This window comes from Janthinobacterium sp. LS2A (genome assembly GCF_036543145.1).
Taxonomy (GTDB): Bacteria; Pseudomonadota; Gammaproteobacteria; order Burkholderiales; family Burkholderiaceae_D; genus Janthinobacterium; species Janthinobacterium aestuarii.
Genome location: NZ_JAZHPB010000002.1, coordinates 174,252 through 189,614 on the forward strand (window position 1 = coordinate 174,252; position 15,363 = coordinate 189,614).

A 15,363-nucleotide genomic window follows, 5' to 3' on the forward strand; every position below is an offset into this window, starting at 1 on the left:
CAGACAGGTGGTCATTGCGGGAGCGGGACGTTGGCAGGCAGACAGAGACGGGCATCATGGCGAAAGGCGCATTGGCTGCTGGTATTGGCCTGCATGCTGCCGCCTGCCGCGCACGCCCAGGCCGGCAGCAACCTCGAGGAGTATCTGACCGCCGTGCGCGACGATGGCCGCTTCGTGCCCGCGCGCGCCCTGCAGCGCCTGCAAGAAGTCGAGACGCAGGCGCGCAGCGCTCCCTTGCCCATCCGCGCGGAATTCCTGACCCAACTGAGCCACGCCCGCATGCGCCTGGGGCAGAACGATATCGCCATGCAGCTGGCCGAAGAGCTGATCGCCTACGCCCGCCTGAACAAGAGCGACGTGGCGCTGGCGAAAGGCATGCTCAACAAGGCCTACATCACGTTTGCCAGGAACGAGCGCCGCGCCTCGCACCTGCTGGCCTTTGAGGCGGAAAAGATCGCCAACCGCACGGACGACCTGCCCGTGCGCGTGCAGGCCACCATCAGCGCAGGACAGTCGTGGGCCGAGGAAGGCAATTTCCCGTTTGCGCTGGCCAAGCTGCAGGCGGCCGTCGACCTGGCGCGCCAGAGCAAATCCCCGTCCAGCCTGGCCGCCGCCTTGAACGCCCTCACCCTGCTGTACACGCAGATGCGCGAATACGACAAGGGTTTCGAGGTGCTCGACGAATTGCTGGCCGTGTCCAGCACCCTGGCGTCGCCGGGCCGCATGGCGCAGGCGAAGAATACGGAGTACGGGCTGGCGCTCGACGCGCAGCAGCCGCAGCGGGGCCAGCGCGCCCTGCTGGCGGCCCTGGCGCTGGAACGCCAGCTGGGCGCGCGCGGCATGGTGGCCGTCACCCTCGTCAATCTGTCGGACAGCTACCTGAAGGAAGGCGACTACGGGCAAACCTTGCGCTACGCGAATGAAGCCATCACGGCGGCGCGCCTTGTCAACGATGAACAGGTGGAGGCGACGGCAAGGCTCAATATCGGCCAGGCGCTGATCGGCCAGGGACGGTTGCAGGAAGGCAAGCAAAGCGTGGCCACTGGCCTGGCCTACTACGAACGCACGGCCAACCAACCGGAAATGCAGGCCGTGCTGCTGGAGTACGGCATGGCGCTGGAAAAGGCGGGCGACCTGCGCGGCGCCGTCACGGCGTACCACCGCGAGCGCGGCATTTCCAACCAGCTGTTCGAAAAGCAGCGGCAAAAGGCCGTGTATGAGCTGCAAGAAAAATATGAGGCGGAAAAGAAACAGCGCCAGATCGAACTGCTGAGCCGCGAAAATCAGCTGAAGAGCACGGAAATCGACAACCGCCGCCTGCAGCAGCGCGTGTGGTGGCTGCTGGCGCTGGTACTGGCCATGGCGTCCGCCATCGTCGGTTTGCTGTACCGCAAGGTGCGCCATGCGAACGTGCAGCTGAAGGTGAAAAACCAGGAACTCAAGCGCCAGAGCTCGCGCGACCCGCTGACGGCCCTGTACAACCGCCGCCATTTCCAGGAATTCATGCGCAGCCATGCGGGCAAGCCGCAGCCTTCCTATGCCGGCGGCGATGTCGTGGGCGCGCTGTTCCTGCTCGACGTCGACCATTTCAAGCACATCAACGACGGCTACGGCCATGCTGCGGGCGACCTCGTGCTGACGACGATCGCCGAAACCTTGCACGACGTGTTGCGCGAAACGGACATGATCGTGCGCTGGGGCGGCGAGGAATTCCTCGCCTTCCTGCCGGCCGTCGCGCGCGACGGGCTCGACGACATCGCACGGCGCATCCTCAACGGCATGGCGGCGCAAAGCATCGACTACCAGGGGCAGGCCATCCAGGTTCACGTGTCCGTCGGCTTTGCGCCCTATCCGCTGGCGCCGCTGGGACGGCCGCTCACGTGGGAGCGCAGCGTCAACCTGATCGACATGGCGCTGTACCTGGCCAAGGCGCACGGGCGCAACCGGGCGTATGGCTTGCGCGGTTTTCGGCAGGTGGAAAAAACGACACTGGAAGCGGTGGAGCAAGACCTGGAACGCGCATGGCGCGACGGCTTTGTCGATTTGAGCGTGGTGCTGGGGGGAACGGACGGGATGGACAAGACAGGGACGACCGTATCAGGCGGCCAGGCCAGCGAAGGCGTCGCCGCAGCCGCCATCACCTGACGGCAGCTGCGGGGCGCGCTGATGACGTGCTTACTTGTGCGCGGCGTCCTGCATCTTTTCACCGGCTTTTTCCACCTTCTTGCCCACGGCATCGGCCGCTTCGCTCATTTTCTTGTCCGCGTCAGCAGCGACCTGGTCCATCTTGGCGCCCGTATCGGCAGCGGCCTGGCTCACGGCAGCGTCGGCCTTGGTAGCGGCATCCTTGATGTCGGCTTCAGCCTTGGCGGCGGCCGCATCGATCTTCTGGCCAGCCTGTTCCGCAGGACCGGCGGCGGCGACATCATCCTTCTTCTGGCAGGCAGCCAGTGCCACAACCATCATCCCGGCGGCGCATACGGTCATCCAATTTTTGCTTGCTTTCATGGTATTCCCTTTCGTTGTTATCAAAAGACACAGATCAGTTCGCAATATACACCTGCCTAAAATTTTCTAGCGTGCGCTAACGCACATAAAAACAGGCTTTTGTGGCGTAGTTGTAAGCAATGGTATCTTGATATCTTTTAGCCATGTTTTCCCTGTGCCGGGCGAGGTTCCCGATAGCCATCCGTCAGGGTGTGCAGGAAGGCGATCACGTCGGCGATCTCCCTGTCGTTCAGGGCTGGCGCCTGGCCCGGCTGGCGGTCGAACGGCGCTTCCACGTTCACGTTAGCCGCCAGGCCGGGCGGCAGGTCGTCGTATTTGCGCACCTTGCCGTTTTTATCCATCGGATACCATTTTTGCGGCGCCGTATCGCGCTGCACGTAAAAGCGCAGCACCTGCTCCAGGCTGGTAAAGCTGCCGTTGTGGAAAAACACCTTGCGCAGGGCGACGTTGCGCAGGGACGGTGTCTTGAAGCTGCCGCAGTACTCCTTATGCGCCATCAAGTCGGTGCGGTCCGGGCCGCACAAGCCCATGTCGAAGTACGCGGGGTCCGCGTTGACAGGCAGCTTGCCATTGCGCGGCACACCGATATTGATCAAGCCGTAATCGGTAAACTGGGGAAAGGCGCCGCCGGAAGTAATCTGGCTGATGTGGCAGGACGCGCAATTGCCCTTGCGTTCATCGTTGAACAGGGCCAGGCCGCGCGCTTCCTGCGGACTCAAGACGGCCTGCTTGCGCAGCACGGCGTCGTACTTGCTCGTATATGGATAGAAGTCCAACGGGCTTTCCTGGAACACTTCCAGCGACATCAGCGCCCAGCGCAGCGCCTGGCCCGGCTGCGCGAAGATATCCGCGCCATACGTCTGGCGGAACTGCGCCGCCAGGGGGCCGGCCTGCAATTTGGCGACGACGGCGGCCGCATCGCGGTTGCCCATTTCGCGTTTGGAGAGCAAGGGCGCCAGCGCCTGCTCGTGGCCGGACTGGGCGCGGCCATCCCAGTTGCGCCCGCCCGTGGGCCCCGCGTCGACGCTGTCATCGCCATCGTCGTCGTGATAGTGCTCGGTGAAGGCGGGCGCCGTCTGCAGGTAGCGCAGCGAGGGCGCGGCGCGCGTGCCCGCATCTTTTAGCTCTGGTCCCCCCAGCTGCACCGCCAGCCCATTCGGCGGGCCATACGCGTGCTCGGGACTGTGGCAGCTGGCGCACGACATTTTTCCTGAGACAGACAGGCTGGGCTCGAAAAACATGGCCCGTCCCATGGCCGTCATCTGGGCCACGGAAGGCTGGCGTTGCAGGGTGGGCGCGTAGGCGCCCGACAGATAGGCGGGCCTGGCGACGGCTTCTTTTTGCGCTGCAGGATGGCAGGCGGCCAGCAAGCAGGCGGCCACGGCGGCAAGCAGCAAGGGGGAGTTCGTTTTCATCATGGGCTGGCAGCGTAGCAACGGCATGTGACAGCTGCGTGACAAAACCCTGCAAAACCTAATGTATCAAGTCCGTACATTACGTCATGTAACAGGGGCTGACATGTCACGCAGCTGACATATTGCCTGCCTAGCATGCGACGTTTTCCACCCAAAAGGCATGCACATGAAACCGCACTCCCACCCTGTCTTACGTCCCCTGCCTATCTTGCTGTCGCTGGGCCTGGCCGCCTGCGGCAGCAACTATGCGATCACGCCCAGCACCACGGGCCAGGTGATCGGCAGCTACTATGAAAACGCCCAGGTATGCCTGGAAAGCGCCAGCGCCAAACTCACGTGCGACAGCGCCTCCAGCCCCGTGCGCACGGCCGCCGACGGCAGCTACACCTTGGACGGCCAGGGCGCCGTGCTGGTGACCATCGGCACGGACGCGATCCGCCATGAAGTCGTCGGCGACGCAGGCACCAAGGTCACGCAAAAACTGCTGCTGCGCGCCCCTGCCGGCCACAGCACCTTCGTCAGCGCCCTGTCGACGGAACTGGCGCAAGTCATGGATGGCAATGGCGGCGACTTTGCATCCGCCAGCGGCAAGCTGGCCGCGCGCATCGGCGTGTCCGAAGCGGGCCTGGCGTCGGACTTCAACAAGGCCAGCGGCGACGAGCTGGCGAAACTGAAGGCGGAAAACGCCAGCGTGACGGCCTTGATCGCCAGCGCCAGCACGCAGGCGGCGCCCGCCGATATGCTGGCCGCACTGAATAGCAGCTTGGCGCTGAACAATATCCAGACCATCGTCGTCATCTATGCGGAAAACCGCGGCTTCGACAATCTGTACGGCCTGTTCCCGGGCGCGAACGGCGTACCGGGCGTCAACCCCACGTCAAGCGCCGCCTATGTGCCGCAGAAAGACATCGACGGCAGCACCCTGCCCGTGCTGCCACCCACCTGGGGCGGCATGACGGCGGCCGGCCAGAGCACCGTCATCACGCAGGCGCAATCGGCCAACCTGCCCAACAAGCCGTTCCAGATCGACGACGCCAGCAGCCCGCTGTACCTGCCGCAATCGGTGATCACGCGCGACCTGGTGCACCGCTTCTACAACAACCAGATGCAGATCAACGGCGGCGCCAACGACAAGTTCGCCGCGTATTCCGATGCGGGCGGCCTGTCGATGGGCTATTACGACGGCAGCAAGATGCAGCTGTGGGACATCGCGAAACAATATGCGCTGGCCGACAACCTGTTCATCGGCGCCTTCGGCGGCTCCTTCCTCACGCACCAGTACCTGATCTGCGCCTGCGCGCCCACGTATCCGAACGCCGACACGTCGGTGGCGAAAGGCTTGATCGCCAAGATCGACGTCGACGCCAACGGCAACTTCGTGCGCCTGACGCCATCCGCCACGGCGCCAGGCACGGTCTTGAACGGTGCGCCCGCCTATGCCAACGATGGCGCGCTGACGCCGGCCGACAGCACGGGCATGTTCTACGCCGTCAATACCATGCAGCCGCCGTTCCAGCCCAGCAGCAACGCGCCCGCCTCGGGCGACAGCAGCAAGCTGTATGCGGACACGGGCAAGGCCAATACGCTGCCGCCGCAAACGCAGACGAATATCGGCGACCTGCTCTCTGGCAAGAACATCGACTGGGCCTGGTATGCGGGCGCCTGGAAGGACACGACGGTCCTGGCCACGGCCAGCGCGCGCGCCGGCAGCTTCCCCAATCCCCCAAACTTCCAGTTCCACCACCAGCCGTTCAATTACTTTGCCAACATGGACCCCGTAAAGGCGCCCGCCTACCGCGCCGCCCACCTGCGCGACTTCGACAGCCAGTTCCTCAGCGACGCGGGCGCCGGCAAGTTGCCGCCCGTGACCTTCTACAAGCCGCAGGGCAATTTGAACCAGCACCCGGGCTACGCCAGCGTGGCCGACGGCGACGCGCACATCGCCAGCGTCATCGCCCAGCTGAAGAAAAGTCCGCAGTGGAAGAACATGCTGGTCATCGTCACCTACGATGAGAACGGCGGCTTTTATGACCACGCCGCGCCGCCGAAGGGCGACCGCTGGGGTCCGGGCACGCGCGTGCCGGCCATCCTCGTCTCGCCGTACGTGAAAAAGGGCTTGGTCGACCATACGCAATACGATTCAGCCTCGATCCTGCGCGCCATCACGCACCGCTTCGCCCTGCCCGTGCTCGATGGCTTGAGCACGCGCGACAAGGCGCTGGTGGCCAATGGCGGCAAGCCGATGGGCGACTTCAGCGCTGCGCTGGCGCTGGTGCCGCAAGAGTAAGGCTGAGTAAGGCTGGAAAATTCGCCCGCCCGGTTTGACCGCGGCGGGCGTTTTACCTGTTGGCGCTACTGGCCAGGTGACGCATCGAGCAGCGAGCGTTCGAGCAATTGCGACAGCGCCGTGCGCAGCGCCTGCGTGCGTGCCGCCAGTTCCGGCCGCTTGTAGCGCTCGGCGGCGATCAGGCTGTTTTCCAGGCAGACGCGGTCGCCCCTGGCCAGGCAGGCGTCGGCCAGGTCGAGCTGGGCGCTCGCTTGCGCCACTTTCACCTTGGCGTCGAGTTCCAGGGTGTCGGGATCGTCACCCCAGCGTTTCACGTAGATGGCCAGGCGCGTGGCAGCCAGCTCCGGCTTGCCCGCATCGAGCGCCTGCTTGACGCTGCCCTGCAGCACCGTCCACGCCTGCGTCCGCTGCTGTTGCTTGTCGCACGCGGCGGCAGACTTGGTGATGCTCGCCTGCAAGCGCTTGATCTGTGCGGCGGGCGCCTTGGCGCTTTTCAGCACGGCCAGCGCGCTGCGCGCCCCATCGAGGTCGCACTGCGCCGCCAGCGCAGTGGCGGCCTCGACCTGTTCCGCCACGCTGGCCGGCTTGTCGGCGGGCTTGTTATAAAACCAGATGCCGGTCAGCACCACCGCCGCCGCAATCCACGTGCGCAAGCGCACGGGCGGGCGCGGCGGCGGCACCGAACCCTTGCCGGCAGGCTTGGCGGGCGGCGCCTTGGCCGGCGCGGCAGGCGCGGCAGGCGCTGGCGGCAAGGGTACTGGAGGGACAGGCTTGGGAGCAGGCGCGGCAGCGGGCTGCGGTGCAGGCTGCGGCATGGGAATGGGCGGAGCTACGGGCACCGGGGGCGGCGCCACTGCCTTCTCCAGAACAGGCGCTTGCGCCACCTGGCGCGCGCCGCAAAACGGGCAATGCGCCACGCGCAGCGGCAAGGGTTGGCCGCAAGCGGCGTTGATGCAAACGTCATTCACTGTTTCAAGCACATTCCAACCTTTTCCTGGAGTCATTCCACTGCGTTCTGCCGCAATATTACCTTACGCAAGCATCACAACGGCGCACCCGCACCGTGTTCCACGGCCTTGATACCGATCAAAAAGCATCGGCCACCGCAGCCTAAGCTGGAAGCACCGGCCAAGGACAAGGAGAACGCCATGCCAGCCCACCTGATCATCGAAGACGGCCAGCCCTGGTGGGACAGCGCCGATATCTGGGTCGTGCCGGGCACTGATCCGAATGGCCCGCCAGGTGCGCCCATCGCCGGCACCAGCAATTACCTGTGGGGCCGCGTGCACAACACGGGCAACAGCGCCTCGAACGGCGTGCGCGTGGATTTTTACTGGGCCGATCCTTCCGGCCAGATCGCCGTCGGCGCCGCCACGCAGGTCGGTTCCGCGTTTGCGGACTTGCCGCCCGGCGCCACGCAGGAAGTGCTGTGTCTGGTGCCGTGGATCCCCGTCATCGTCAATGGCGGCCACGAATGCCTGCTGGCCGTGGCCCATGGCCCGGGCGACGTCAACCCGCTGCCCGATCCCCTGCCCAACGGCTTTCCCTTTCAGCCCAAGCAGCACGAGCAGATCGCCCAGCGCAATGTCACCGTGGTGCTGGCGGCAAGACGCGCGCAATTGCTGAGCATCGCGGTCGCGGCCCTGCCCCGTGCGACGAAAAAAGTGGAGCTGCAGATTGAATATGGCGGCGAGCTGCCCGAGCGCCTGCTGGCCACCCTGGGGCTGGAGCGGTGGCAGCCGGCCAGGGACGCACGCCTGGTAGCGGGCCTGGTGCGCACGCCCCATTGCAATGGCGATGCGCCCGGTGAGCAAAAGCTGGTGCTGGAAGTGCCGCGCGGCCAGGCGCAGGCCGTGTACCTGAGCGTGCGCGCCGAAGCCTTGCCGCCACGCCAGTATGCGCTGCTGCGCGTGCTGGAAACGCGCGACGGCAAGGTCATGGGTGGCGTTACGTATGTCGTCACCGATCTCGAGAACGAGCAAGCTCAAGAGCCCGCGCAAGAACAGCACAGCCCCGAGGAGCAAGCATCATGAGCGATACCCCCCTGCAGGTGCTGACGCGGCCGTTCGCGATCGAGCCCGTCACCAATATCATGCTGCCCGATGGCATCTTCGACAATGCCATCTATGGCTTGCGCATCGCCGCCCACGTCACCAATATGTCCGGCAGCGCCCTGACGAATGTCACCGTGTACCTGGAAAGCGTGGGCGACCCCGGCATCGTGCCCGTGGCGCACACCTTTTTCTTTGCCAGCATTCCCGCCGGCGCGGCCATGCTGGTCATGTGGGATGCCGACTTCCAGCATGCGGCGCCCGGCAAGCGCCTGGTCAGCTTTGTCGCCAAGGCGGACGGCCACACGCCGCACCGCTCGATCCAGCAAATCTTCGTGTCACAGACGCGCTTCGACAGCGCCACCAACACCTACACGTGCACGGTCGAGGAAGGCACGCTGGAACTGTCCAAACCGCAAGGCCACCTGCCGGGCAAGCGCTGGGGCAGCACGGGCACGGATGGGAAGGAGTGCCGCTGCCCGCCCGGCCTGGGTCCCATCGTGCCGACCGGCATGACCCTCGTCTGGACGCCGAACCCCGCCTACGCGGGCACGCACGGGGACTTGCCATTTTCCGACCCGTGGTGGAAAGTGCTCGCCATCATCATTGCCATCATCGCCGCATTGGTGGCCATCATTGCCGCCGCGCTCGGTTCGGGCAAGGCCAGCTTCAGCGTGGGCGGCACCTTCGAGGAAACCGATCCCAGCGTCGATTGCTGCTCACTCGAGGGGGCCGGCTCGGGCCAGCCCGAATTCACGGTGGCGGGCGTGGCCTCGGCCATCGCCTCGGGCGCCATCGCCGTCGCCTGCTCCGATATCGCGGATCCGTTCTGGCGTGGCCAGGAAGCAACACCACCGGCCGCCGGCGAACTGACCCTGGCCGAGCGCGTGGTGGCGAAATGGGTGTTGCCGGAAGCGCCGAACGCGGGCTTGCCTTACACGGCCGACATCAGCTGGGAATATCAGCGTTTCACGACGGGCGCCACCTATCAGCATGCCGTCACCGAAACGCAAGTCAACATCCACGTGGCGGGGCCTGTGGAGACGGATACGCCCGCCGTCGTGCAGGCCTACGAACCGTTGTGGATACGCGCCAGCTTCAAGCGCGACAATGGCAATGTCTTCCGCGGCACGGAACTGTACGCCTTCGTGCTGTTCCAGGCGCCGCAAGGCCTGTATTTCGTCGAATCGCTGACCGACGACGGCCTGGGCTTCGACCCGGGCGCCAACGACGGCGTCTACGCAGGCAGCCTGGACTTGAAGCGCGCTTACCGCACCCTGCTGCAATATGATCAAAAGGTCTATGGCACGTGGAGAGTCTTCGTCTTCGCCCAGGACGTCAACCTGACCAAGCCCGGCACGCCGCCCGAAATCGCCGCCCAGCACATCGGCGGCATGTTCGTCGCCAGCGCCATCGAAATCACCTTCGACGACACCCTGCCCTGCCCGCTCAAGGCGCAGGCGAATATCGTCGTGGTGTAGTAAGAAGCGAGGTCAGGCGTAGGTCGAGTAGGTCGGATTAGCGGGGCAAAGCCCCGCGTAATCCGACAACATTGTTGGCACCGCGCGCACGCGAAAGGCAACAGAGGAAGTATCCTGGGGCAGGCAACATCTCCCCGGCCTTGTATCAGCCGCCCTTAAACCTTGACGCTTTCAGCCTTGGCAATGAGCGTACGAGGAATAATATCCGTCGCCGGGCAAGTATCCATCGCATCCGAATACGCAAGCCAGCGTTGCAGGCTTTCCATGCGGCGAATCGTGATGCCCTTGCCATTGATATAGCCGATCTGCTCGAAATTGGCGGGGCTGGTGGTCAGCTTCGACACGGTGGGCGCATTATCAACCAGGCGGTCGTAGGCCTTGCGCGCCTTGTGCTCCCACTTGGCCAGCACGGGGTCGTCAAAGCGGTTGCTTTCAAAATACACGGTGATGGTGCGGTCGTGGTTGGCAAAGCCGACGATGGCCGCACCCTTGCGTATGGTCAACAGGACATCTTCCTTGACGCCCGTGACGGGAACGAAGACGGCGGCGCGCCCATCCGTATCCGGCCGCTCCATGGGAATATCTTGTCCGATTATGCTCATCGCATCACACTCTTAGTTCTGGCTTGTCAGCCTGTTGTATTGATATGATTCTGTGGAACCGCGCCTGGCGCAAACGGGCTCTACCGCTGCTCCCCGCTCTGTCCAAGCTCGCCGTCAAGCGGTTTATCAATAATACATTGCCGTGTGGCACTACACAAGATCACCAGCGCCACAGGCAAGCGGCCCTACGCCTGATGGTGAATGGCGGCGCCCGCGGCAATCGCCTTATAATGCCGTGTTTACTTCACGTCCCCACCTTCGCACCATGACGCTTCCCGAGAATGACACCAGCCGGCTCGACGCCATCAGCGCCGCCGCCACCGAAGTGGCCGCGCAAAACGTGGCCGACCTGCTGGCCATGGCCATCTGCCACCGCCCGGACGAACCGTCCCTGATCGTCTGCGACAAGCGCAGCTGGCTCAACGTCGTGCTGACGGAAGCGTATCGCCAGGCCTTGCCGGACGCCACCTTCATCGATTTCGACGAGGTCACGCCCGAGGCCGTGCTGGCCGCGTTTGCCGAACTGCCGGCCGGCAGCCTCGTCGTGCTGATCCAGTCGACCAGCTTCCGCCTGGAAGCGTTCCGCATCCGCATCGAGCTGTTCAAGCGTGGCCTGAAGGTCATCGAGCACGTGCATCTGTCGCGCATGCCCGGCGTGCAGGGGCTGCACTACATCGCCTCGCTGGCCTACGACCCCGCCTACTACCGGGGTGTAGGCCACGCCTTGAAAGCGCGCATCGACGGGGCCCGCCACAGCATGGTCGACAGCGGCGGCGAGCAGCTGGTCTTCGCCTCACCATTCGAGGGCGCGAAGCTCAATATCGGCGACTACAGCGGCATGAACAATATCGGCGGCCAGTTTCCGCTGGGCGAAGTATTCACGGAAGCGCAGGACCTGGAAGCCGTGAACGGGCGCGTGCGCATCTTCGTTTTCGGCGACACGCACTTCATGGTCAACCGTCCCGACACGCCGATCACCCTGATCATCGACAAGGGCCGAGTCACGGGCACGGAAAACGCCACGCCGGAATTTACCGCCATGCTGGAGATCATCCGCGCGCACGAAGGCGAAGTGTGGGTGCGCGAACTGGGTTTCGGCATGAACCGCGCCTTTTCGCGCGAACAGCTGGTCAACGACATCGGCACGTATGAGCGCATGTGCGGCATCCATCTGTCGCTGGGCGCCAAGCACGGCGTCTACACGAAGCCACAATTCAAGCGCAAGGATGCGCGCTACCACGTCGACATCTTCGCCGTCACCGAGGCCGTCTATCTCGACGACGAGCGCGTGTACGCCGATGGCGCGTGGACGGTGGAACCGGTCGCTATCAATTGACCCTCAGCTGAAAAAACCCGCCGCTTCCAGCTCGCGGTCCCACGGCGGCACGGGCTGGTATTCGGCCACGAGGAAATCGATCAGCGCGCGCACCTTGGGCGACGGCTGGCGGCTGGCCGGATACAGGGCGCTCAGGTGATTGAGCGGCAGCTCCCAGTCCGTCAGCACTGGCACCAGACTGCCATCGAGCAGATTGCGCCAGGCGAGGAAGGTGGTGCTGTAGACGATGCCGAGACCCCGCTGCGCCGCCTGGTGCAGCACCAGCCCGTTATTTGCTGTAAAACCCGCCTGTACGCGCACGCTCACGTCTTCGCGCGACTTGCCTTCTCCACGCTGGAAATGCCAGTTCGTGCCATCGGTCAGGTGGCTGAAATGCAGGCACTGGTGCTGCAATAGCTCTTGCGGCGTCTGCGGCACGCCCCATTGCGCCAGGTAAGCGGGGCTGGCGCACAGCACGGCGCGGCACGGCGCCAGCGGGCGCATGGCCAGCGCGCTGCTGTCCGGGATACCGCCTACGCGTATCGTCAAGTCAAATCCGTGGCGTATCGGGTCGAGCAGCGCATCGTCGACAAACAATTCAGCTTGCACCTGCGGGTGCAGCAGGCTGAAACGGGCGACGGCGTCGGCCAGCCACGCGCTGCCGAAACTCGACGGCGCCTGGATGCGCAGCGGCCCGGCCAGCTCCGCCCCCGCTCCCGCCTGCGCCACGTGCGCCACCATGCGCGCCGCTTCCTGCGCCTGGCTGACGGTGGCCATGCACGGCGCCAGATAGGCGCGGCCCGCGTCCGTCAAGCTCACTTCGCGCGTGGAGCGGTGCAGCAGGCGCGCATGCAGGCGTTCTTCCAGCTGCATGATGGTCTTGCTGACCATGGCCCGCGTCAGGCCCAGGCGCTGCCCGGCCACCGTGAAGCTGCGCTGGCGCGCCACTTCGACAAAGATTTCCATCGCTTTTAATTGATCCATGTCAAAGATTGTCTTCGTTTTGACGACAATCTGTCAACCGCTGGGCGATTGTTTGCCGCCCTCGCACATCCTACAATGGCGCTTTCCACTGACTTCAGGAGCCGCCGCCATGCTAACGATCGAACAACAAGAACAGTATCAACGCGACGGCTACATCATCCTGCCCGGTTTCAAGGGTGCGGACGACATCGCCGCCCTGCGCGCGCGTGCCGAGCAGATTGTCAACGAATTCGATCCCAGCCTGAGTCAATCCATCTTCACCACGCGCGACCAGGCGAAGAACACCAACGATTATTTCCTCGCGTCCGACAACACCATCCGCTGCTTCTTCGAGGAAGAAGCGTTCGGTCCGGACGGCCAGTTGAAGCAGGCCAAATCGCTGTCGATCAACAAGATCGGCCACGCCATGCACGACCTGGACCCCGTCTTCCGCGCTTTTTCGGCCGATCCGAAACTGGCTGAAGTGGCACGCGACCTGGGCCTGGCGGATGCGCAGGTGTGGCAATCGATGTACATCTTCAAGCAGCCCGGCATCGGCGGCGAAGTGCGCTGGCACCAGGACGCCACGTATTTCGAAACCACGCCCATCAGCGTGACCACGTTCTGGTTCGCGCTGGAAGACGCGACCCTGGACAACGGCTGCCTGTGGGCGGAACCGGGCGGCCACCGCGGCCCCCTGCGCGAACGCTTCATCCGCAACGGCGACCAGGTAAGAGTGGAAAAACTCGACGCCACGCCATGGCCCGACGACAGCACGGCCGTGCCGCTGGAAGTGAAGGCGGGCGCCCTCGTCTGCTTCCACGGCTTGCTGCCCCACTACAGCGCGCCGAACCGCTCGCCCGTCTCGCGCCACGCCTACACCTTGCACGCCACCGATGGCCAGACGCAATACGCGGCCCACAACTGGATCCAGCGCGACGACGCCTTCCCTGTGCGGGGCTTCGTCTGATGCGCATCGACGTCTTCGCCGCCCACTGGGGCAATAACGACCTGCCGCCCGACGTCTTCATCGACAAGGTGCTCGATGCCGGTTTCGACGGCATTGAGATGTCGCTGCCGCCCGACGCCGCCCTGCGCGAGGAATGGACGGACCGCATCGCCAAGGCGGGACTGCAGCTGATCGCCGCGCAGTGGGAAACCGTGTTCCACGCTGACTTCGAACTGCACCGCGCGGCTCTCGCCGAACTGCTGGAAAACGCCTGCCTGGCGCGCCCCGTGCTGGTCAACACCCACACGGGCAAGGATTTTTATACGCAGGCGCAAAACGCAGAACTGCTCGACCTGGCCGCCGCCATCTCGGCAAAGCACGGCGTGCCCATCGTGCATGAAATCCACCGCAGCCGTTTCAGCGGCCACCCGATGCTGCTGCTGCCGTATCTGCGGCAGTATCCGGAGCTGCCCTTGACGGCCGACCTGTCGCACTGGTGCTGCGCCTGCGAATCGCTGCTGGAAGACCAGCCGCACACGCTGGCGCAAGTGCTGCCGCTGGTGCGCCACGTGCATGCGCGCGTGGGCCATGCGCAGGGGCCGCAAGTAGCCGACTTCCGCGCGCCGGAAGCGAAACAGGCGCTCGACGCCCACCTGGCCTGGTGGGACGCCATCGTCGCCCTGCGCCGCGCGGCCGGCGCCGAACGCATAACGTTCACGCCGGAATTCGGCCCCGCGCCGTACACGCAAACCTTGCCGTGGACGCAGCGGCCCGTGAGCGACGCGTGGGAACAGAACGTCGCGATGCTGCAGTTACTACGCCAGCGTTATCCGGCGGACTGAGGAAACTGCGCAAAATTGGCCTGCACGAAATCGATGAAGGTGCGCAGCGGCGCTGGCAAATGGCGCCGGCCCGCATAGTATAAAAACGGGCCGGGAAAGGGCATCGCCCAGTCTTCCAGCACGGGCTGCAGCTGGCCCGCATCGATATACGGCTGCAACCACTCTTCAAACAGATAGACGAGGCCATGGCCGGCGATGGCCATGCTGACCGCAAAATCAGCCGCCGTCGGCGTGACGATCACGGGGCCGTCCGGCTCCACACTGACCTTTTGTCCATCCCGCTCGAACTCCCACGGTGGAACCGCACCACTGAGGAATTTCCCCAGCAGGCAGGCATGCCGCAGCAGGTCGCGCGGATGCACGGGCACGCCGCGCTGCGCCAGGTAGGACGGTGAGCCCGCCACCGCGAAGCGCTGCGTGCGCGGGCCGATGGGGATGGCGATCATGTCCTGCTCCAGCCGCTCGCCATAGCGGATGCCCGCGTCGCAGCCGCTGGCGACGACATCGACAAAATTATTATCGACCACCAGCTCGACCCTGATCTGCGGATAGGCGCGCAGGAACTGGTCGACCATGGGCTGCAAAAAGAAGCGCGCCGCGTTGACCGGCACGTTCAGGCGCAAGGTGCCGCGCGGGCTGTCGCGCAAGTCGTTCAGCACATCGAGCGCGCTGCTCACTTCATCGAGCGCCGGGCGCAAACGCGTCAGCAGCAGCGCACCGGCCGCCGTCGGCGTCACGCTGCGCGTCGTGCGTTCCAGCAGGCGGATGCCCAGCTGCTGTTCCAGCCGCCGCAGCGCTTCGCTCATGGCGGACGCGGACTGCCCGCTGGCCCGCGCGGCCTGGCGAAAACCGTGGTGCCGGGCCACCAGGGCAAAGGCGGCCAGATCGGCCATGGAAGGGTTGTCTGCATGCATGAGTAGCGCTTTCATTGTGCGTAAATGAGTACAGCC

13 protein-coding genes are annotated in these 15,363 nt (G+C 64.8%); 7 read left to right on the plus strand and 6 right to left on the minus strand.

Annotated features, from left to right (window positions below; genetic code table 11):
- Positions 1–93 precede the first annotated feature (93 nt).
- The gene (locus V3C40_RS06605; protein WP_331776943.1) at positions 94–2,145 is read left to right on the plus strand and encodes a sensor domain-containing diguanylate cyclase; all 2,052 of its coding nucleotides are present in this window, start codon (positions 94–96) and stop codon (positions 2,143–2,145) included.
- Positions 2,146–2,175: 30 nt separating this feature from the next.
- Here V3C40_RS06605 and V3C40_RS06610 read toward each other — a convergent pair whose 3' ends face one another.
- Positions 2,176–2,508, minus strand: coding sequence for a hypothetical protein (locus tag V3C40_RS06610; RefSeq protein WP_034747273.1), 333 nt, complete (start codon positions 2,506–2,508; stop codon positions 2,176–2,178).
- Positions 2,509–2,645: 137 nt separating this feature from the next.
- Complete coding sequence (locus V3C40_RS06615; protein ID WP_331776944.1) at positions 2,646–3,926, minus strand: cytochrome-c peroxidase; 1,281 nt, start codon at positions 3,924–3,926, stop codon at positions 2,646–2,648.
- 163 nt (positions 3,927–4,089) lie between these two features.
- On the opposite strand from V3C40_RS06615, the gene acpA reads away from it, so the two are divergent.
- The gene (acpA, locus tag V3C40_RS06620; protein ID WP_331776945.1) at positions 4,090–6,210 is read left to right on the plus strand and encodes an acid phosphatase; all 2,121 of its coding nucleotides are present in this window, start codon (positions 4,090–4,092) and stop codon (positions 6,208–6,210) included.
- A gap of 65 nt (positions 6,211–6,275) precedes the next feature.
- On the opposite strand, the gene V3C40_RS06625 is transcribed toward acpA, so the two are convergent.
- Positions 6,276–7,190, minus strand: coding sequence for a hypothetical protein (locus V3C40_RS06625; RefSeq protein ID WP_331776946.1), 915 nt, complete (start codon positions 7,188–7,190; stop codon positions 6,276–6,278).
- A 168-nt stretch (positions 7,191–7,358) separates the two neighbouring features.
- Between V3C40_RS06625 and V3C40_RS06630 the strand changes: the two genes are divergently transcribed.
- Positions 7,359–8,243: a hypothetical protein gene (locus tag V3C40_RS06630; protein ID WP_070301377.1), complete on the plus strand. Its 885-nt coding sequence runs from the start codon at positions 7,359–7,361 to the stop codon at positions 8,241–8,243.
- Positions 8,240–9,742, plus strand: coding sequence for a hypothetical protein (locus tag V3C40_RS06635; protein WP_034747262.1), 1,503 nt, complete (start codon positions 8,240–8,242; stop codon positions 9,740–9,742). The genes V3C40_RS06630 and V3C40_RS06635 overlap by 4 nt, the downstream gene beginning before the upstream one ends.
- A 155-nt stretch (positions 9,743–9,897) precedes the next feature.
- Here V3C40_RS06635 and V3C40_RS06640 read toward each other — a convergent pair whose 3' ends face one another.
- The gene (locus tag V3C40_RS06640; protein ID WP_081368300.1) at positions 9,898–10,317 is read right to left on the minus strand and encodes a hypothetical protein; all 420 of its coding nucleotides are present in this window, start codon (positions 10,315–10,317) and stop codon (positions 9,898–9,900) included.
- Positions 10,318–10,609: 292 nt separating this feature from the next.
- Between V3C40_RS06640 and V3C40_RS06645 the strand changes: the two genes are divergently transcribed.
- Complete coding sequence (locus V3C40_RS06645; protein ID WP_331776947.1) at positions 10,610–11,680, plus strand: hypothetical protein; 1,071 nt, start codon at positions 10,610–10,612, stop codon at positions 11,678–11,680.
- A gap of 3 nt (positions 11,681–11,683) precedes the next feature.
- Here the strand turns inward: V3C40_RS06645 and V3C40_RS06650 are convergent, their stop codons facing one another.
- Positions 11,684–12,643, minus strand: a complete 960-nt coding sequence (locus V3C40_RS06650) for a LysR family transcriptional regulator (RefSeq protein WP_331776948.1) — start codon at positions 12,641–12,643, stop codon at positions 11,684–11,686.
- A 109-nt stretch (positions 12,644–12,752) separates the two neighbouring features.
- Between V3C40_RS06650 and V3C40_RS06655 the strand changes: the two genes are divergently transcribed.
- Positions 12,753–13,592: a phytanoyl-CoA dioxygenase family protein gene (locus tag V3C40_RS06655; RefSeq protein WP_331776949.1), complete on the plus strand. Its 840-nt coding sequence runs from the start codon at positions 12,753–12,755 to the stop codon at positions 13,590–13,592.
- Positions 13,592–14,413, plus strand: a complete 822-nt coding sequence (locus V3C40_RS06660) for a sugar phosphate isomerase/epimerase family protein (RefSeq protein WP_331776950.1) — start codon at positions 13,592–13,594, stop codon at positions 14,411–14,413. The genes V3C40_RS06655 and V3C40_RS06660 overlap by 1 nt, the downstream gene beginning before the upstream one ends.
- On the opposite strand, the gene V3C40_RS06665 is transcribed toward V3C40_RS06660, so the two are convergent.
- Positions 14,398–15,327 carry a LysR family transcriptional regulator gene (locus V3C40_RS06665; protein WP_331776951.1) on the minus strand — a complete coding sequence of 310 codons (930 nt, stop codon included), beginning with the start codon at positions 15,325–15,327 and terminating at the stop codon, positions 14,398–14,400. The genes V3C40_RS06660 and V3C40_RS06665 overlap by 16 nt on opposite strands.
- Positions 15,328–15,363 lie beyond the last annotated feature (36 nt).